General features: G+C 33.9%; 11 protein-coding genes. 6 read left to right on the top strand and 5 right to left on the bottom strand.

Annotation, left to right across the window (positions count from 1 at the left end):
* Positions 1–806: RagB/SusD family nutrient uptake outer membrane protein (locus B3J44_RS08655; RefSeq protein WP_286967818.1), on the bottom strand; the 806-nt coding region annotated here is incomplete at its 3' end.
* Positions 807–820: 14 nt separating this feature from the next.
* Positions 821–3,931: a SusC/RagA family TonB-linked outer membrane protein gene (locus B3J44_RS08650; protein ID WP_286967817.1), complete on the bottom strand. Its 3,111-nt coding sequence runs from the start codon at positions 3,929–3,931 to the stop codon at positions 821–823.
* A gap of 1,208 nt (positions 3,932–5,139) precedes the next feature.
* On the opposite strand from B3J44_RS08650, the gene B3J44_RS08645 reads away from it, so the two are divergent.
* The gene (locus tag B3J44_RS08645; RefSeq protein ID WP_286967815.1) at positions 5,140–8,019 is read left to right on the top strand and encodes a helix-turn-helix and ligand-binding sensor domain-containing protein; all 2,880 of its coding nucleotides are present in this window, start codon (positions 5,140–5,142) and stop codon (positions 8,017–8,019) included.
* Between the two features lie 45 nt (positions 8,020–8,064).
* On the opposite strand, the gene B3J44_RS08640 is transcribed toward B3J44_RS08645, so the two are convergent.
* The 3 genes from B3J44_RS08640 to gldJ all read right to left on the bottom strand — a co-directional run bounded on the left by B3J44_RS08640 (position 8,065) and on the right by gldJ (position 11,802).
* Positions 8,065–8,340 (bottom strand): SymE family type I addiction module toxin, encoded by a 276-nt coding sequence (locus tag B3J44_RS08640; protein ID WP_286967813.1) that lies wholly within the window; start codon positions 8,338–8,340, stop codon positions 8,065–8,067.
* Positions 8,341–8,718: 378 nt separating this feature from the next.
* Positions 8,719–10,002 carry a UDP-N-acetylmuramoyl-tripeptide--D-alanyl-D-alanine ligase gene (locus B3J44_RS08635; RefSeq protein ID WP_286967812.1) on the bottom strand — a complete coding sequence of 428 codons (1,284 nt, stop codon included), beginning with the start codon at positions 10,000–10,002 and terminating at the stop codon, positions 8,719–8,721.
* A 114-nt stretch (positions 10,003–10,116) separates the two neighbouring features.
* A complete protein-coding gene (gene gldJ / locus B3J44_RS08630) occupies positions 10,117–11,802 on the bottom strand; it encodes a gliding motility lipoprotein GldJ (protein WP_198854581.1) in 1,686 nt (561 codons plus the stop codon).
* Between the two features lie 212 nt (positions 11,803–12,014).
* Here gldJ and porU point away from each other — a divergent pair, with 212 nt between their 5' ends.
* The 5 genes from porU to B3J44_RS08605 form a co-directional block, all read left to right on the top strand.
* Positions 12,015–15,851, top strand: coding sequence for a type IX secretion system sortase PorU (gene porU, locus B3J44_RS08625; protein ID WP_286967811.1), 3,837 nt, complete (start codon positions 12,015–12,017; stop codon positions 15,849–15,851).
* A 41-nt stretch (positions 15,852–15,892) separates the two neighbouring features.
* Complete coding sequence (gene porV / locus B3J44_RS08620) at positions 15,893–17,098, top strand: type IX secretion system outer membrane channel protein PorV (RefSeq protein ID WP_286967810.1); 1,206 nt, start codon at positions 15,893–15,895, stop codon at positions 17,096–17,098.
* Between the two features lie 80 nt (positions 17,099–17,178).
* On the top strand, positions 17,179–17,661 hold the full coding sequence (cdd, locus tag B3J44_RS08615) for a cytidine deaminase (protein WP_286967809.1): 483 nt from the start codon (positions 17,179–17,181) through the stop codon (positions 17,659–17,661).
* Positions 17,662–17,820: 159 nt separating this feature from the next.
* A complete protein-coding gene (gene pdhA, locus B3J44_RS08610; protein ID WP_144215559.1) occupies positions 17,821–18,819 on the top strand; it encodes a pyruvate dehydrogenase (acetyl-transferring) E1 component subunit alpha in 999 nt (332 codons plus the stop codon).
* 5 nt (positions 18,820–18,824) lie between these two features.
* Positions 18,825–20,152, top strand: a 1,328-nt coding sequence (locus tag B3J44_RS08605; protein WP_286967808.1) for a pyruvate dehydrogenase complex dihydrolipoamide acetyltransferase, incomplete at its 3' end; no start/stop codon positions are given.

Genomic DNA, 20,152 nt, shown 5'->3' with positions numbered 1-20,152 from the left:
AATTTGTTTGATGTAATCCATAACTCGCTGAAGTGATCTAACAATTTATTACCGTATTGGTTTACTCCTCCAGGAGTACCGTTTACTTCTGCTAAAACAGCTGCAGCCTGAGGGTTTTTACCTTCAAACAAATACACTTTCCCTAAAAGCGCTTGAGCAGCTCCTTTGTTAAATCTTCCAGCCTCAGTTTCTGCATTCACTTTATTTGGTAAAGCAGCAATAGCTTCTGTCAAATCCTTTTCTATTTGAGCATAAATTACCTCTGGGGCAACTTGCTCAGGATCATAAATTGTTTCTGTAGTTAACGGCTCTAAAACTAATGCAAGGTTTTTGAACAGTCTTACTAAATTGAAATAGTAAAATGCACGTAAAGCTTTAGCTTCAGCAGCAAATCTGCTTCTTACTCCATCATTCATTGAAGCAGCTGGTAATTTAGCGATCAACAAATTTGCTCTAGAAATACCTTGGTAATGATCGTTCCAGTAGCTACCTGGAATAGTAATTGAAGTAAGCGAGTGTGTAGAGAAATTTTGGATTCCGGTTCCATCTGTAGAACTACCTCCACCAGCATAAAAATCATCAGAACCAGCATTTAGCATCGCTACTAAGTTTTCAAAACCTCCTGTGTTTTTTCTCAACGGATCGTAAACTCCAATTAAAGCCGCATAGCATTGTTGTTCATTAGAAAAATAGGTACTTGTATCGAATTTTCCTTTTGGATCGATAGTCACAAAATCTTCAGAGCAAGATCCTAGAACAGCCATTGCCACAGCTACATATATATATTTAAATTTTATCGTTTTCATGATTCTTTAATTTATTAAAATTGAACGTTAGCTCCAAACAGAATAGATCTTGCTTGCGGATAAACACCTTTATCTATACCAAAAACTTGACCTCCAATTTCTGGATCGTATCCAGTGTATTTTGTAAAAGTGATTAAGTTTTCTCCTGTTAGGTAAAAACGTAATTTATCTGCTCCAATTTTAGATGATAAACTAGCTGGCATTGTGTAACCAAGAGTTACAACTTTTAGACGCAAATAGTTTCCATTTTCAAGATAAAAATCAGACATGTTAGTGTAATTTTTATTTGGATCATTATTTGTTAATCTTGGATAATCGTTTGAAGTTCCTTCTCCAACCCAACGCTCTAAAACTTTAGTCTGATAGTTTGCATTAAGTACATCTAGTCTTCTTAAACCTTGGAAGATTTTGCTTCCTGCAGCTCCTTGAGTAAATGCCATAAAGTCAAAGTTTTTGTAATCTAAGTTTACTGTAAAACCAAAAGTATATTTAGGAATGTTTGTTCCTAAGAATTGTTTATCGTCTTCAGTAATTTTTCCATCTCCATTAGAATCTACCCAACGGAAATCTCCAGGTCTAGCATCTGGTTGTATTAAAGCTCCATTTGCATTTTTATAAGCGGCAACTTCAGCTTCATTTTGGAAGATTCCTGCTGTTTTAAATCCGTAGAATTCGTTAAATGAGTGTCCTACTTGTGTTCTAGTTACAGGTCCCATAGATTGGAAAGTAGCATCTCCAACAATGAAATTAGTAGATGAACCTACGTAAGTAATTTCGTTTTTCAAGTAAGCAAAATTCGCATTAACACCTAAATTAAAATCTCCAAGTCTTTTCTTGTATCCTAATTCAACCTCAAAACCTTTATTATCCATATCTGCAATATTTGCAGAAGGTGCATCAACTACTCCAACGTATCCAGGAATTACAATATTTCTTAAGATTCCTTTTGTTGTTTTTTTGTAGTAATCAAGTGTAAGAGTAAAATCATTAAATAATTTTGCATCAAGACCTACAGTTGTTTGAGATGTTTCTTCCCATCCCAAATTTTTATTAGGCAAAGTAGAGTTTCCGTATCCTGTAGTAATGTCTCCTGTATCTCCAACAGCATAATTGTAACTTCCAACAACCAACGCTCTATATTTAAAATCATCAATGTTATCGTTACCCACAACTCCATAACCTCCACGTAATTTTAATGTGTTAACTACATTGTTTTCTTTCCAGAAACCTTCTTTAGAAAGTACCCATCCAAGAGAGAATGAAGGGAAAACTCCCCATTTTTTGTTTTCACCAAAACGAGTTGATCCATCACGACGAACGATTCCTGTAAAAAGATATTTCTCCATGTAATCGTAGTTAGCACGTAAGAACAATGATGCTAATTTGTGCTCTACTTTATCACTTGTTCTAGTTGATCTGTCAGATTGAGGAATATCAAAAGTCCAAGAAGCATCTTTGTAGCTTGTAATTGGAAGACCAAACATTGTCGTTCCGATAGTAGATCCAATATTTTCAACATAAGCTCCTTGTCCAGCTAAAACGCTGACATTATGATCTCCAAATTTGTTAGCATAAGATAAGGTATTCTCAAGAGTCCAAGAAAGCGCTTTTTCATTGTTTTGATTATAGTTGTTTTTTTCAGCTTTCATGTTTGGGTTTAAGAAGTTAACCGGTGTAAACATTTCATTTCCCCAATATGCTAACTTACCACCGAGTGTCGTTCTAAATTTTAAATGACTTGTGATGTTAGCCTCTAAATAAGCATTACCAACAAAATCATCTGACCAATCATATCCTCCTAATCTAGTTTGAGTATATGCTAAAGGGTTTGTCATTTCTTGTTGTACTAAAGAAGAAATTCCGTAAGGATTACCGTTTGCATCTCTAATAACATTTGGATTTGTATAGTAACCTGTATTTGCAACAGCAGGATCAGTAACCACTAATGGAGTAAGCGGATCTAAATTAACTGCTGAACTTAAAGGTCCTCCAAACTCACTGTTTACGTTACCAATACCTTTAGTTTTTTGGTGTGTATATCCAAAAGTCTGTCCGAAAGTAAAGTAATCAGAAATTTTGTGTGTTGAGTTTAATCTGAAGTTTTTCTTTGTATAATTAGAAATATCAGTAGTAACGATACCTTCTTGATCTTGAAGTCCGAATGAAGCGTAGAAAGTAGATTTTTCACCACCGCCACTAATGCTTAACTCGTGTGTGTATCTGAAAGCAGAGTCATTAAAAATTGCATCTTGCCAGTCTGTACCTTTACCAAAAGAAGCTGGATTTGCATATTTAATACCACCACCATCATTTAAAGATTTTTCATTCATAAGAGTTGCATACTGAGTAGCATTCAACATATTTAATCTTCTAGCTGGAGCAGAGATACCCGCAAAACCATTATAGTTTACAGAAATTTTCCCTGATTTTCCTTTTTTAGTAGTAACTAAGATAACCCCAGTAGCCGCACGAGTACCGTAGATCGCAGCAGAAGCAGCATCTTTAAGCACCTCGATAGATTCAATATCAGATTGATTAATAAAACCAACTGCACCAGCATCTACAGCAATTCCGTCAACTACCCATAAAGGATCATTTCCACCTTCTCTAAAGGTAGTGATACCTCTTACACGAACTTTTGAAGCTGCACCAGGCTGTCCAGAAGTAGCAGCAACAGAAACCCCAGCTACTCTACCTTGCAAAGACTGTTCAACACGTCCGTTTGGCACTTTTTCAAGATCAGCTGCTTTTACACTAGAGATAGCACCAGTTACAACAGATTTCTTTTGAGTACCATATCCAACAACTACAACCTCATTTAAGGTTTGTGATTCTGGTTTTAACTGAATAGTAATTTTTGTTCTTCCATTTACTGCTTCTGTTACTGTAGTGTAACCAATAAACGTAATTGTTAATGATCCATTTGAAGGTACCTGCATCTGGAATTTTCCGTCAAAGTCTGACGCAGTAGATTTTGTAGTACCTTTTAATAAAATTGTTGCACCTGGAACAGGCATACCAGTTTCATCTTTAATTATTCCATTTACTGTGACATCCTGAGCCACAGCGATAACCGAGAATAATAAAGACGAAATACAAAAAACAAGTAATTTTGTTAATTTCATTTTTCTAAAAATTTTGGTTAATTAATTAGTAATTTGATGCAATACTAAAACTAAATTTTTACTTTTCGCATCTAAAATTCACTACAAAAACACATCAAAAACAAAAAAATAATATTATAAAAACACATCAAAAAATTAATAAATATCTGATTTACAAATATTTAATTGAATAAAAAATAATGCTAAAAAAAAGTTAATTTGAAAAAATAACACTACATCATATTACAAGAGCAAATAGTTACTTTAAATCACCAAAACTACAACGTGGTAGTAAGGCAAAAAATACATAATAAACTAAAATACAGATGATTACATTTAAAAAAAAATGATTTTTTTAAAATTCTAAAAAATAAAGAATATGATATTTTTACCTTACTTTTTTTTCATTTTTAATAATTATTTTTAAGTACAGAAAATTCTTATTTTTTAATATTTTATAGGAAATAATTTACTTTTAAACTACTATTGGAAGCTTATTCTCAAAAAAAAATGAGGTGAAATATTAAAAAAAAGCGTTTTTTAAAGCAAAAAGAGAACTGAAATCTATTATGAAGAAATTGCGACTTAATCCCGTTTCTTATTTTAAAAACGTTTTTTTTAAACAAACAAGTATTTTCGCATGCATTTCCAGTAGCAACAATAAGGATTAGTTCTTAAATCAAACTTAAAGCATCCTGATTTTGCTTAGCCTCTTCAATACTGGCCTAAAGAAATTTTAATGAAATATAGCCTCAAAACTTGCTCTAATTTTTCAACTATTTTAATGTGCGCTGCTATTAAATTCGTTGAAACATCTCTAATCGGTAAATATGGAAAGGTAAAGACCAGTAAATACTAAATACAAGAATTTTAAAAATTTCATTTTTCTAAAATTTTGGGTTAATTAATTACAAATTCAATACAATGCTAATGTTGAATTTTAATAAATTCATATTTAGAATCTTTACAAAAAACACTTCATGCTAAATAGTAGCATATAACAAAAACACTACATTTTTATTTTTAAAACACTCATTTTATGAATATTACATTTTTCAAAAATTTGTTACAAAAATGTTAATTAAAAAAAATGTATATTACATAGGTTTACAGTATATAATTACTTTATATTTTTGAAAAAACAAAAAAATACATTTTATCACAATTGATAAATCAATAACATAAAAGTCAAATAAGCTTACTTATAATAAAAACATATTTAAAATATTATGAAATTTACAATTCGGCCTTTTACGCTAATTTTATTACTATTCTTATATTTAAAAGGTTTTTCACAGGTAAAAAATATTGGAATTCCAGATATAAAAAATTATAAAAGATCTGAATATAAAGGTGGAACTCAAAACTGGAGCATCGATCAGGACAAAAATGGAATTATTTATTTTGCCAACAATAGCGGATTAATTCAATTTGATGGTTCAAACTGGCATAAATACTCTTTGCCAAATAAATCAGAAATTAGAAGTTTAAAAATTGATGCTTTAGGAAGAATATTTGTTGGAGGAAATAACGAATTTGGGTATTTTAAAAATGATGAAAGAGGAATTTTAAAATATCATTCTCTATACAATCTATTAAGTCCAACAGACAAAGAAAACATCAACCTTATATGGAGGATCCATATTTTTAATGGAGAAGTCATTTTTCAGTCTTTTAGCAAAGTATTTTTTCTAAAAAACGAAAAAGTCACAACACTTACCGCTCCTCATAACTTTCAATTTTCATTCTTAGTAAATAATCGTCTTTATTTTCAAGACAAAACATTAGGCTTACTTGAGTACAAAAACAGAAAACTTACAGCAATTAAAGGCACCACTTTTTTTAATGACAAAGAGATATGGTCTCTTTTTCCATTGCCAAATAATAAATTGCTTTACGCTACTTTAGAAAAAGGGCTTTTTGTATCTGAAAATGGTGTTATCAAACCATGGGCGACAGAAGCCAATGAATTCATAAAGAAAAATACTTCACTTGGCGGATCCATTATTAAAAACAAATTTATAATACTTAACTCTGTATTAAATGGGGCAATTATTTGCGATTTGAACGGAAAAATAATCCAGCACCTGAATAGACAAAAAGGCATCCAAAACAATACAATTTTAGCTTCTTTTGTTGATAATAAAGGCAATATTTGGCTTGGCCTTGATAATGGTATAACATTTATAAATGAAAATTCGCCTTTCTCATTTTTCGACTACAGTTATAACATAGGAACAGTATACGCTTCAACGACCTACAACGGGAATCTCTATGTAGCAACAAACCAAGGACTGTTTTATCATACATGGGGAGGCTCATTTCAAGACAGTCCATTTACAAGAGTCGAAGGAACAATCTCTCAGGTTTGGAATATTCAAGTCTTAAATAATGTATTAATATGCGCAAGTAATAGCGGGGCACTGATAATTGAAAACAATAGAGTTTCAAAAATTTTAGACAATAAAGGATACTTTGGTTTCAAAAAAATACCTGATCACGAAAACTATATTATTGGCGAAAGTTATAACGGATTTTCAGTCTTTAAACGATCTGCAACTGGCTACGATTATTTACATCAAGTAAAAGGATTTGATGAAACGACCAACAATTTTTCTGTAGAAATAGATGCCAATTATTTATGGCTAAAGAAAAATCCGTTCTTGTATCAGGTAAAATTATCTGAGGATTTGGAACGATTCGATTTTATAAAAAAACATGTTAACATATCTGAGAAGTATAAGGGAATAAACAGTCTACAGAACATCAACGGTAAAGTTTATTTTCAAGCAAAAAATCATTTTTTCAGATATTCTGTAGAACAAGAAGCGTTTTTTGAAGATAAAAAAATGACAAATCTATTTAACGGAATCCCAACTATTAACACTGTAATTGAAGATTCGTCTGGAAATCTATGGTATTCATTTAATGAATCAATTGGTGTATTAATTAAAAACAAAAACGGGACTTTCACTAAGAAACAAGCTATTTTTTCAAACTTAACTGGAAATTTGGTAAACAATTATATTTCTATAAACGCGATAGATCCTCAGAACATTTTTATTGGATTAACAGACCGTTTGGCGCACTATAACTCTACAATTCCAAACACTTTTATGACAAAACCAAAAGCTTTTATTGAAAGCTTTTCGAATCCTGGAGATACTATTTTAACGGGCAATTTGACCCGAAAACTAGAATCATATAGCATTCCTTATAAATATAATCGTGTCAAATTTACTTTTGCGTCTCCAACTTACGAAAACCAAGAAAACGTAATGTATTCTTATAAATTAGAGCCTTTTGAAGAAAATTGGCGAGGCTGGTCGTCTACAGCAATAAAAGAATATACCAATTTAAGAGAAGGCAATTATGTAATGAAATTAAAAGCCAGAAATAGTTACGGCATAGAATCTAACATCACTGAAGTAGAATTTACTGTATCGCCACCTTGGTACAGACACTTTTTGGCTTATTTGTTCTACCTAGTACTCATTTTACTTGGAGCCTATTTAATTTCGGTTAGAATTAAACTGAAGATTAGAAAAAACAGGTATTATGAAACTATAGAACAAAGAAGACTGTATCTTGAAAAGGAATCTAAAATCAGACACGAGCAACATGATTTGGAAAAAGAAATTGAAAAGCTTAAAAATGATAAGCTCCAAATTAAAATCTTAGCCAAAGACAAGGAACTGGTTAACAATTCTTTACAAGTTGTAAAAAAGAATAAAGTTTTAAACGGAATCATTCATAAACTAAAAGATATTGATACTGGAATTTTAGATGAAACCACTAAAGCTGAATTTAGCAAACTGCATAAAAGCATCGTAAAAGAAGTAAATACCGACAAGAGTTGGAAAGACTTAGAAAAACACATTAAAAACGTTCATTTTGAGTTTTTGAAACGATTAAAAGGGCAATACCCAACTATTTCTCCACGAGAATTAGATTTATCTACTTATTTATTAATGAATATGTCTACCAAAGAAATAGCTGAAATTATGAATATTTCAACAGGCGGAGTTGAATTAGCACGTTATCGTTTAAGAAAGAAATTAGGTTTAAACAAAAAAGAAAATCTAATTGGGTTTTTAATGAGCATTTAAAAAAGAAAATCCATTCATTGCTGAATGGATTTTCTTTTTCTTTAATTATTCTTTTTGCACGGGCTGAATAATAAGTTCCCCTTTCATTACCGTCACGGCAACAGGTTCATCAATTAAAAATCCAGCCTCTTTGAGCCAATTACCGCACAAACGTATTTGCGGCACAATTACTGGCTGCGTTTTGTACATGCCAATAGAGCGCGAAAGTCTATAAAATGCATAGGCTTTCATTCGCCGAATTGATAATACTTTTGAAGTTTTTTTGATTGTTGAGGCTGTAATCTTTGCCTCTTTACTGCTTGTTTTTTCTGCGTAAGTCATTTCAGAAATTTTTTAGCTGGCCAAAAAAATACGGTTTCAGCCTTTCCCGTTGACTTACACCTTTAAAGGGCAGTGGACGCATTAACGCACCACACGGGGGTACCAAAACCGCGTATTTATTAAATTAGATAAAAATCTACTTTATTTTGACGAAATACTCGCCCGATAAAATGTAAGTCGTAGCAAATGTAGTTAAAAAACTTGTTTTTTGTAAGAAAAAAGGCAATTTTTAAAAATTTACATAGGCAATAAACTAGTAATTTTCAAATTTAAACAAAATGAGCCCGATAAAATATCGAGCTCTTTATCATATCAAACTTACTGATAAAGTTTGTCTAAGTTTTTGAACGTAAATTATATTTTGAATGGCCTTACGTTTTAAATATAATCTAAAGTTCGTTCTAAGGCCATACCTCTCGAACCCTTTATTAGTATCATATTAGAATCAAATTTAAATGTCTTTAAAAATTCGGCAAAAGCATCGAATGTTTCAAAAAACTGAACATTTTCATTTGAAATCTTATTCGCAAAAAATGATTTTCCTAATAAGAAGCATTTAGCCTGTTTCTGATCTGCTAAAGAGTCAACTATAACTTTATGTTCATGAAGACTTTCATCACCTAATTCGAACATATCTCCAAGAATCATAATTTTATTTTTCTTGTCTAATTGCAAGAAATTCGTAATCGCGACAGCCATACTACTTGGATTAGCATTATAAGCATCTAGTATAATCTCATTCGAACCTTTTTGCATCATCTGAGATCTATTGTTTGCCGGAATATAATTCTCAATAGCGCTCTTGATATCGCTTTCTTTTACATCAAAATATTTACCTATTGCTGCAGCTGCATTTATATTATTAGCATTATAAAGACCAATTAAATGAGATTCAATTGTGAAATCATTGTAGTCAATAGCAACAAAAGGATTTGCTGTAATGTATTGGATATTTAAATTAGCATTTTCTTTTTTTACTCCAAAAGTAAACGCCTTTATACCTTTTGATTTCTCAATCTGAATTGGATCTTCCAGATTTACAAAAACAGTTTTTTGATTTGCTGCAAGATACTGATACATTTCGCTCTTGCCAGCAATTACACCTTCAACTCCGCCAAAACCTTCCAAATGTGCTTTTCCGAAATTAGTAACATACCCAAAATCAGGCTGTGCAATTTGGCAAAGAAATTCGATCTCTTTTTGGTGATTAGCGCCCATTTCAACAATTCCGATTTCTGTCTCTTTCGTAAAAGAAAGTAACGTTAATGGCACTCCAATATGATTGTTCAAATTGCCAATTGTCGCTTTTGTTCTAAATTTTTTCGACAATACAACATTGATCAATTCCTTTGTTGTAGTTTTCCCGTTGCTACCTGTTAACGCAACAATTGGAAGCGATAAATAAGTACGGTGAAATTTGGCCAATTCCTGAAGTGTTTCTAGACTGTTTTTTACCAAAATCGTTCTGTCATCAACAAAGTAAGATTCGTTATCAATAACAACAAATAAAGCGCCTAAATCTAGGGCCTCTTTAGCAAATGTATTAGCATCAAAATTCTCTCCTTTGATAGCAAAAAACATAGAATTCTTTTCAATTTTTCTTGTATCAATAGACAGCGAACTGCATTGTAAAAATAAGTTATGAATGTCCTGAATATTCATTTATAATTTTTTTAATATGTCATAAAAGTAGAAAAAAACAATAAAAAAATTCCAAATTCCAGACTGAAAATTCAGCTTGGAATTTGGAATTTTTGATATTATAATTCCTAAATCTTAGTTTCTAGGAGATTTTCTTTTTTCAGCTTTAGAACCTACTCTAGACATTGCACATCTGAAACCAATGTAATCAGTTGCCATATCTTGCGGGAAGTATCTTCTTTGAGCCGGATCTAACCAGTAAGCTCTATCTCTCCAAGAACCTCCTTTGTAAACTCTTACTTTATCATCGATTAAAGTAGTACGTTTACTAGAGTTATCATATTTTCTGATCATTTTTCCTAAACTGTCTGTTGTTACATTATGCTTAGGAGAGTTGTACATTGCCTGTTCCGCTTTTGAACCAGACTCTGAATCACCAAAATCAAAATATCTAGAAGATTGTTTATCACCATCTCTGTAATTGATGTTGTTGCTTGTGCTAAAGTTTTGTCTTAAATAAGTTTCTTGTTCATCAACTGGTACTTGAGCAATTTCTCCTGGAAGGTTTCTTGCAACAACTTTACCATTACTTAAAGTATCATATTTAATGTTAGCAGTTGAAACGATTTCAAGTTTACCATCTTTACCGATTTTGTTTTTAGCATATTGGTTACCTCTGAAGTAGTTGAAATCATTTGCTTCGTTATCGATAATAGGTCTGTAAACGTCAGCCACCCATTCTGCAACGTTTCCAGCCATATCATAAAGACCGAAATCGTTTGGAGCATAACTTTTAACTTCATTTGTAATATCAGCTCCGTCATCTGACCAACCTGCAATTCCACCGTAGTCACCGTTTCCTTGTTTAAAGTTAGCCAATTGGTCACCTTTATTTTTACGTTTGTTAGAACGTGTATAATCTCCAGACCAAGGATATTTCTTTTGTCCTTTGTAAATGTTGTATTCTCTTTGTCCAACATCAGCAGCAGCTGCATATTCCCATTCTGCTTCAGTAGGAAGTCTGTACTCTGGTAAAATAATACCAGAAGAACGCTGAGCATAAACGTTTTTCTCTTCAGGAACTACACCATCTTTACCTGCTCTAGGTTTTCTTCCATTAGGATTTTTCTTTAACACTAATTCTTCATTTCCACCATAAGTAGTAGATGGAGAAGCCATGTAAGCTTCAGTATTAAATAAACTTTCAGCACTTACATCATTTGTTTTAGCACCTTTTTTTAGATATCCATTTTTTTCTAAAACAGCCTCGTTAACACGGTCTGTTCTCCATTTACTAAATTCAACTGCTTGAATCCAGTTAACACCAACTACAGGATAGTTAGCATAAGATGGGTGTCTTAAATAGTTGTTAGTCATCGTTTCGTTGTACCCTAAACGATTTCTCCAAACTAATGTATCAGGAGACGCTCCTTCGTAAATGTTTTTGTAATTTTCTTCTGTTGGCGGGAAAACTTTCTTTAACCACTCTAGGTATTCTAAGTACATACCGTTTGTAACTTCGGTTTCATCCATATAGAATGATTGAACGTGTTGTTGAGTTGGCGTGTTATTCCAATCATGCATAACATCATCCTGTACTTTACCCATAGTAAACGTACCTCCTTCAACAAAAACCAAACCAGGACCAGCCTGTTGTTTTTTACCTGCATTTCTGGCAGCAGTTCCATTCTGACTATCTACATCCCAGCCTGTAGCTCTAGAAGCATGGCTCGAACTCGATTTTTTGCTACAACTAGCCGTGCCCAACATCAATACCATTGACATCATTAATTGCAAGACTACAATTTTGTTTACTTTCATACTCATTCTTAGGTGATAAATTTAGGTGCTGCAATATAATAATTAACATTTAATTGGCAACATCTGTTCTCATAATTTTATTTCGCTGTTTTTTCCAGAAAATAACCTTTAGTTACGAACGCAAAAATATACTTTTTATTATTTACTGTAACATGAAATACTATATTTTTACTTACTAATTATTTTTTAATTAAATTTCGGTTTTTAAACTCATGAAACAAGTAATACTTATCTCTCTTTTTCTCCTCCCAATTCTCTCATTTTCCCAGATAAATGGGGCTATAACGATAGATTGGCAGAATAAAAAAGAGGTAAATTATGGCGAAAATAAAATCGTAATTCCTTACTTCTCCGGAAGCAGTTTTCGCTTTGACACTACAAAAAAAAGCATAATGCTGCTCCAAAACTTAAACCAATCTAACGTTTCAGGCAACAGTTCTTTGCAAATTAACAATGTCATTTATGAGTCGGTTTCCAGAGCAGATTTAGGAGATTTAACACTTGAAAATATCCCTGAAAAACCAAATGAATCTGTAATAGTTACGAATGCAAGAGACATAAAATATTCTTTCCTTTCTTTATCTCCTATAATTAAGGAAGGAAATAGCTACAAACGAATTAAATCCTTTTCTTATTTCATTAGCAATGCAACTGGGCGAACTGCATCTACATCTTCATTTCAAAAATCGGCAGCAATTTCAAATTCTGTTTTGGCTTCTGGCGATTGGTATCGTTTTTACATTCAGAAATCAGGCGTTTACAAAATAGATCGTTCTTTTTTACAAAGCTTAGGATTTGACGCCTCCAAAGCTAACCCAAGAAGAATCAAAATTTACGGAAATGGAGGAAGAATGCTTCCTCTTCCCAACGACACATATTATCCTAACGATTTAACAGAAAATGCGATACAAGTAATAGGAGAAAATGACGGTGTTTTTAACAACGAAGATTACATTCTTTTTTATGCAGAAGGAACCGACACTTGGAGTTCTGAAAACCAGACTAACCTAAATTTATACGACACCAAATCTTACTATTACATTACGGCTTCTGGAGACGATGGAAAAAGAATTCAAAACCTAAATCAGCCAATAGGAAATAGCACTTTAGAGTTAAACACGTTTGATGACTATCAATATCATGAAATCGATCAAACCAACATTGTTCATCTTGGTCGCCAATGGCTCGGAGAGTCTTTTGACATTAATCAGGAACAAGAATTCTCGTTTAATTTTCCAAACTTAGACACTTCAACACCAGTAAAAATAGAAGCAAACACTGCATCTGCATCTTTAACCACGACTTCTTTTGCAATAGCAGCAAACGGACAGAATATCGGAAATATAAATTTCACACCCTTAATTGCAGGTTCCGACACGAAATATATAACAGGAAAACTACCAGCAAATACAGTATTTACAGGGACAGATAATATTAAAATAAAACTCACCTATAATAATAATGGTGTTCCGGGATCAAAAGGCTACTTAGATTATATTAATATCACGGCAAAACGAAAACTTTTAGGAGTAGGCAAACAATTTCTTTTTCAGTATAACTCTGCAGGCTCGACAGCCGGAATTGTTAATTACACAATTGGAAATGCATCTGGAATAGCTCAAATATGGGATGTTACAGACCTATATAATGTATCAAAAATAGAAAATGCCAACCAAGCCTCTTTTAGTTTTAAAGCCAATTTGGGAGAAGTTAGAAAATACATTGCAATAGATCCTTCCGATTATTACAGTCCGCTAAAAGAAAATCAACCGAAAATTGCCAACCAAAATTTAAAAGGAACGGTTTTCAGAAACAATCAAAGCTCTTTTCAGGATATTGATTATGTTATTATAACTCCAAAATTTTTAGCTTCACAAGCCGAAAGATTAGCGAGTTTTCATAGAACTAATTCTAATTTAAATGTAAAAGTTATCACATTAGAAAACATCTATCAGGAATTTTCTTCTGGCAAACAAGACATAGCCGCTATTAGAAACTTCATTCGATATATTTATGACAATGCTTCTTCGTCAGAAAAAAGGATTCGTTATGTAAATTTATTTGGAGACGCTTCGTTTGACTACAAAGATCGCATTTCGAACAACACTAATATTGTACCTATATATCAATCTCTAATAAGCAACACGGTTGGCGAAGCTTCTTTTGCTTCTGATGATTTTTATGGATTGATGGATTCTAATGAGGGAGTTATTATTCCGTCTCTTGCAGGGATTGATATAGCCATAGGAAGAATGCTAGTTTCTGACAATGCTCAAGCACAGGAAATGGTCAACAAAGTATTTGAATATTATGACACAAAATCATACGGAAATTGGCGAAATAATGTTGTTCTAATTAGCGACGATTCGGACAAACCTGGCGACCAAACTTTACAAGCAAACCAAAATGCACTTGCAGATCAAATTGCAACTGAAAAACCTTTTTTTAATATCGACAAAATATTTTTAGATGCATATACGCAGGAAGCTTCTGCTGGCGGATCTCGATATCCTAAAGCAAGAACAGACTTTTTTAATGCTTTTGAAAAAGGAGCTTTAATATTTAATTATTTAGGGCACGGCGGTGAGGACGGTTTGGCTAGCGAGAGAATCTGGGAAAAATCGGACGGGCAAAACCTAACCAACCAATACAAATATCCTCTATTTATCACCATTACTTGCGAATTTTCCCGTTTTGATGATCCGACCAGACCAACTGCCGGTGAATATGTTTTCTGGAATCCAAAAGGAGGCGCTATTTCTATGCTGACAACAATTCGCGAAATCGGACAGGCCAACGCCGAAGAATTCAATAAAACACTCAGCAAAAACCTTCTTTCTTATGGCTCAAACCAATATAACTCCATTGCTGAATCTTTAAGAATATCTAAAAACGAAAATCCAAGTTCTTCTAGTAATGTTGTTTTTTATTTAGGTGATCCTGCATTAATGCTCGCTATTCCAAAACCGCGAATTAATTTAACGAAAGTAAATGATATTGTGATTTCGCAAGCAATTCCTGACTTAAAATCATTGTCAAAAATTAAAATTTCAGGAGAAATCACAGACGAAAACAACACACTTTTAAGCAATTACAATGGCGAATTAGCAACTGCTATTTTTGATAAATTAATTACAAATACTACTTTAAACAATGACGGCTATAGTCCTCCAATGCAATTTAAAACTTTAGGAGAAACCATTTTTAGAGGGAATGCTTCTGTAACCAACGGACAATTTGAATTTAGCTTTGTAGTTCCCAAAGACATTAGAATTCCTGTTGATAATGGAAGAATTAGTTTTTATTCAAAGAAAAATGAGGCGTTAGAAAACCAAACAGGATACAACAATACGATCAAAATTGGAGGAATTAACGAAAATGCACCCCAAGACAATATAAGTCCAAAAGTGAAGTTATATATGAACGATGAAACTTTTGTATCTGGCGGAATTACAAACGAATCGCCTTTTCTTTTAGCCTTCTTAGAAGATGAAAACGGAATCAATACAGCAAGCGGAATCGGACATGATATTGTTGCTATTTTAGATGGAGATGTTAGTAATCCTTATATTTTGAATGATTATTACCAAACAAAATTAGACGATTACACCAACGGAAACCTACGTTTCCCACTCCGAAATTTAGCTCCTGGTTTACATACAATAAGTTTTACCGCTTGGGATGTTTATAACAATCCTGTGACGAGTGAAATTCAGTTTACAGTTGTAGGAGACGATTCCTTAACTTTATCACACGTTCTTAATTACCCAAATCCTTTTTCGACTTATACGCAATTTTGGTTTTCACATAACAGACCGTATGAACCATTGGAAGTACAAGTGCAGGTAATGACCATTACAGGAAAAGTGGTTTGGACAAAAAACCAAACTGTTACAACAGAAGGATTTTTATCAAGAGAAATAACATGGGACGGAAGAGATGATTTTGGTGACAGAATCGGAAAAGGAGTGTATATTTACAAACTGACTGTAAAATCCAATTTAACAAATAAAAAAGCAGAAAAATACGAAAAGCTTGTCATCCTATAATATTATATATATTTGCACCACCAAAAACATAAGTCCCATAAATGAAAAAACTATCACTTCTATTAATTTGTATTTTTAGCATTTACAATTCAAGGGCTCAGGAATCAAGACCAATTGTTACTGGAGTACCTTTTTTACTAGTCGCTGCTGATGCTAGAGCAGCAGGTTTGGCAGACCAAGGTGTCGCTACTTCTGCCGACGTTTTCTCTCAACAATGGAACCCTGCCAAGTATGCATTTTCAGAAGATGCACAAGGCCTTTCTATTAGCTACACTCCTTATTTAACAGATCTTGCCAATGACATCTCATTAGGTCAGATTACGTATTACAACAAAATCAACGAAAAGAGTGCTTTTGCAGGAAGTTTCCGTTATTTCGGTTTTGGAGACATCGAATTAAGAACTACAGGAGATCCAACTGAGCCTACAAGAACAGTTTCTCCAAACGAATTTGCCTTAGACGGTTCATACTCTCTTAAATTAAGTGAGAAATTCTCGATGGCAGTTGCTGGACGTTTTATTAGTTCAAACTTAAAAGTTGCTTCAGAAGAAGTTGACGCTACATCTGCAAGATCATTTGCTGTTGATGTTGCTGCTTTTTATCAATCAGAAGAAATTGCTTACCAAGATTTCAATGGTAGATGGAGAGCTGGAGTTAACTTCCAGAACATGGGGCCTAAAATTAGTTATGACAACGATGATATTAGCACAAACTTCTTACCTGCCAATTTAAGATTAGGGGGAGGATTTGATTTTATCTTTGACGACTACAATAAACTTACATTAAGCGCCGAACTTACTAAACTTTTAGTTCCAACTCCTCCAGGCATGCAAGCTGCTATCGATGGAAATGGCGATGGAGATTTTGACGATCCTGAAGATATTACACAACAAGAAGCTACAGACGCTGCTTACAGAAACTACAATAAAATTGGCTGGTTTGAAGGAATGTTTAAATCTTTTGGAGATGCGCCAGGAGGTTTTAGCGAAGAAATAAAGGAAATCACGTATAGCCTTGGAGCCGAATATGTTTATCAAGATGCTTTTGCTTTCCGTTTAGGTTACTACCACGAAAGCCCAGAAAAAGGTGCTAAACAATTTTTCTCTTTAGGAGCGGGATTTAAGTACAACATTATGAAAATTGATGTTTCGTACTTATTCTCAGCATCAAAAATAAAAAACCCTTTAGAAAATACACTTCGTTTCTCTTTAACGTTTAACTTTGGCGACAAATACGACACTTATTAAAGAGAAAAGATCAAAATAAAAACAACTTAATCCAAATTCCAGCATTTTAGGAATTTGGATTTTTTTTCCCTTAAAAACAAATGAAAGAGATCAATATAACAACTTCGTTTACAATATTTGATAATTTAAATGAACTTCCAACCGAAATTCAAGATTTAATGAATCAAGCGGTTGAAATCAGAAAAAAAGCTTATGCTCCCTATTCTAAGTTCAGAGTTGGCGCTGCTTTACTTTTAGATAACGGAAAAATTATTCTAGGTTCTAATCAAGAAAACGCCGCATACCCTTCTGGACTTTGCGCAGAAAGAACTGCAATTTTTTATGCTGGAAGCGCTTACCCAGAAGCAAAAATCTTAAAAATGGCAATTACAGCAGCTTCAGACACCAATCAGACCACTGCCCCTATTCCACCATGTGGATCTTGCCGACAATCAATAGCAGAATACGAGATAAAACAAGACACACCTATTGAAATCTATTTTATGGGTGAAATTGGTAAAATTTATAAATCATCATCCCTCAAAAATTTACTTCCATTGATGTTTGATAAAAAGTTCTTGTAAAAAAAAGCCAAAAAGTATCGTTTTAATTTTAGTTCTTAAATGTAATGTCTTATTTTTGCATCCCGACCTTTCGGGCGCAAATTTGTGGGAGGAAACTATTTTGCGTTACAGGCACAATAATCGATAACACAAACAACTTTAGCAAAAGAAAGAATTCAGATGAAAGAAGTTACAAAAGAGGTATATTTAAAGTGGTATGAAGACATGCTACTTTGGAGAAAGTTTGAAGACAAACTTGCAGCATTATACATTCAACAAAAAGTTAGAGGTTTTCTACACCTATATAATGGTCAAGAAGCTGTATTAGCTGGCGCACTGCACGCTATGGATTTGACCAAAGATAAAATGATTACTGCTTACAGAAACCACGTTCAACCAATTGGTATGGGAGTTGATCCTAGAAACGTAATGGCAGAACTTTTAGGAAAAGCAACAGGAACTTCTAAAGGTATGGGAGGTTCTATGCACATTTTCTCTAAAGAACACGGTTTTTACGGTGGACACGGAATCGTAGGTGCTCAAATTCCTGTAGGAGCTGGTATTGCTTTTGCAGACAAATATTTCAACACTGGCGGTGTTACCATGACTTACTTTGGTGATGGTGCTGCTAGACAAGGTTCTCTTCACGAAGCTTTCAACATGGCTATGTTATGGAAACTTCCAGTTGTATTTATCGTTGAAAACAACGGTTACGCAATGGGAACTTCTGTAGAAAGAACTGCAAACCACACTGACATCTGGAAATTAGGTTTAGGTTACGAAATGCCTTGTGGACCTGTTGACGGAATGAACCCAGTAAAAGTTGCTGAAGCTATGCACGAAGCTATCGAAAGAGCGCGTCGCGGAGACGGACCAACTTTCCTTGAAATGAAAACGTACCGTTACAGAGGACACTCTATGTCTGATGCACAATTATACCGTTCTAAAGAAGAGGTTGAAGAGTACAAAAAAATCGACCCAATTACTCAGGTTTTAGACGTAATCTTGGATCAAAAATATGCTACTCAAGAAGAAATTGATGTAATTGACCAAAAAGTTAAAGACTTAGTTGAAGAGTGTGCGAAATTCGCTGAAGAATCTCCATACCCAGACTTACAACAATTATACGATGTAGTATACGCACAAGAAGACTATCCATTTACACCTCATAAATTATAAGAATTATGGCAATTAAAGTAACTATGCCTCGTTTGAGCGATACAATGACGGAAGGAACGGTAGCAACTTGGCTTAAAAAAGTAGGCGACAAAGTTAGCGAAGGAGATATCCTTGCTGAAATTGAAACAGACAAAGCAACAATGGAGTTCGAATCTTTTAACGAAGGAACTCTTTTACATATCGGAATTCAAGCGGGAGAAACTGCTCCTGTTGATTCATTATTAGCAATCATTGGTAAAGAAGGAGAAGATATTTCTGCTCTTTTAGCCGGTGGTGATGCTCCTGCTGCCGAAGCTCCAAAAGCGGATGCTCCTGCTGCTGAAGCAAAAACTGAAACTGCTGCTCCTGCAAAAGCGGCAGCTGAATTGCCTAAAGGAGTTGTTGTTGTAACAATGCCTCGTTTGAGCGATACCATGACTGAAGGTACAGTCGCTAGCTGGTTGAAAAAAGTTGGTGATGCTGTTGCTGAAGGCGATATCTTAGCAGAAATTGAAACAGACAAAGCTACTATGGAGTTTGAGTCTTTCAATGCTGGAACATTATTATACATCGGAATTCAGGAAGGAAATACTGCACCAGTTGACAGCTTATTAGCTATCATTGGGCCTGCAGGAACTGACATTTCTGGAGTTGCTGATAACTTTACTGCTGGTGGCGCTGCCACTGCAAGTGCTCCTGCCGCAGAAGAAAAAGCCGCACCTGCTGCTGAAAAAGCACCAGAAGCTGCTGTTGAAACTTCAAACGGAGGAAGAATTTTAGCTTCACCTTTAGCTAAAAAAATCGCTTCTGACAAAGGAATCCAATTAAGTCAAGTTAAAGGATCTGGAGAAAACGGAAGAATCGTAAAAAGCGATATCGAGAACTTTACTCCATCTGCTCAAGCACAAACTTCTGCTGCGGCACCAGCTGCTAAACAAGAAGCATCTGCTCCTGCTGCACCAAAAGTATTCGTTCCTGCTGGAGAAGTTTACACAGAAGAGATCAAAAACTCTCAAATGCGTAAAATCATTGCAAAACGTCTTTCTGAATCTTTATTCACTGCGCCTCACTATAACTTAGTGATCGAAGTAAGCATGGACGAAGCAATGCAAGCTAGAGCTGCTATCAATAGCGTTCCAGATACAAAAGTATCTTTCAACGATATGGTAATCAAAGCTTGCGCTTTAGCATTGAAAAAGCACCCGAAAATCAACTCTACGTGGAAAGAAGATGCTATTATCATCAACCACCACGTAAACATTGGTGTTGCTGTAGCAGTTGAAGACGGATTAGTTGTTCCTGTATTGAAATTTACAGATGCAATGAGTTTGTCTCAAATTGGCGGTTCAGTAAG

Origin of the sequence: Flavobacterium sp. UBA4854, assembly GCF_002399805.1 — a bacterium.
In the GTDB taxonomy this organism is placed as follows: domain Bacteria; phylum Bacteroidota; class Bacteroidia; order Flavobacteriales; family Flavobacteriaceae; genus Flavobacterium; species Flavobacterium ginsengisoli.
Note: the sequence above shows the minus strand (reverse complement) of the source record. Positions and strands in the feature narration are given on the sequence as shown.

What these genes read in the sequence shown, in the direction of transcription:
- B3J44_RS08650 (WP_286967817.1), bottom strand. Translation starts at nt 3,931, where the DNA reads ATGAAATTAACAAAATTACTTGTTTTTTGTATTTCGTCTTTATTATTC.
- B3J44_RS08635 (WP_286967812.1), bottom strand. Translation starts at nt 10,002, where the DNA reads ATGAATATTCAGGACATTCATAACTTATTTTTACAATGCAGTTCGCTG.
- porU (WP_286967811.1), top strand. Translation starts at nt 12,015, where the DNA reads ATGAAACAAGTAATACTTATCTCTCTTTTTCTCCTCCCAATTCTCTCA.
- cdd (WP_286967809.1), top strand. Translation starts at nt 17,179, where the DNA reads ATGAAAGAGATCAATATAACAACTTCGTTTACAATATTTGATAATTTA.
- B3J44_RS08640 (WP_286967813.1), bottom strand. Translation starts at nt 8,340, where the DNA reads ATGACTTACGCAGAAAAAACAAGCAGTAAAGAGGCAAAGATTACAGCC.
- pdhA (WP_144215559.1), top strand. Translation starts at nt 17,821, where the DNA reads ATGAAAGAAGTTACAAAAGAGGTATATTTAAAGTGGTATGAAGACATG.
- B3J44_RS08645 (WP_286967815.1), top strand. Translation starts at nt 5,140, where the DNA reads ATGAAATTTACAATTCGGCCTTTTACGCTAATTTTATTACTATTCTTA.
- porV (WP_286967810.1), top strand. Translation starts at nt 15,893, where the DNA reads ATGAAAAAACTATCACTTCTATTAATTTGTATTTTTAGCATTTACAAT.
- gldJ (WP_198854581.1), bottom strand. Translation starts at nt 11,802, where the DNA reads ATGAAAGTAAACAAAATTGTAGTCTTGCAATTAATGATGTCAATGGTA.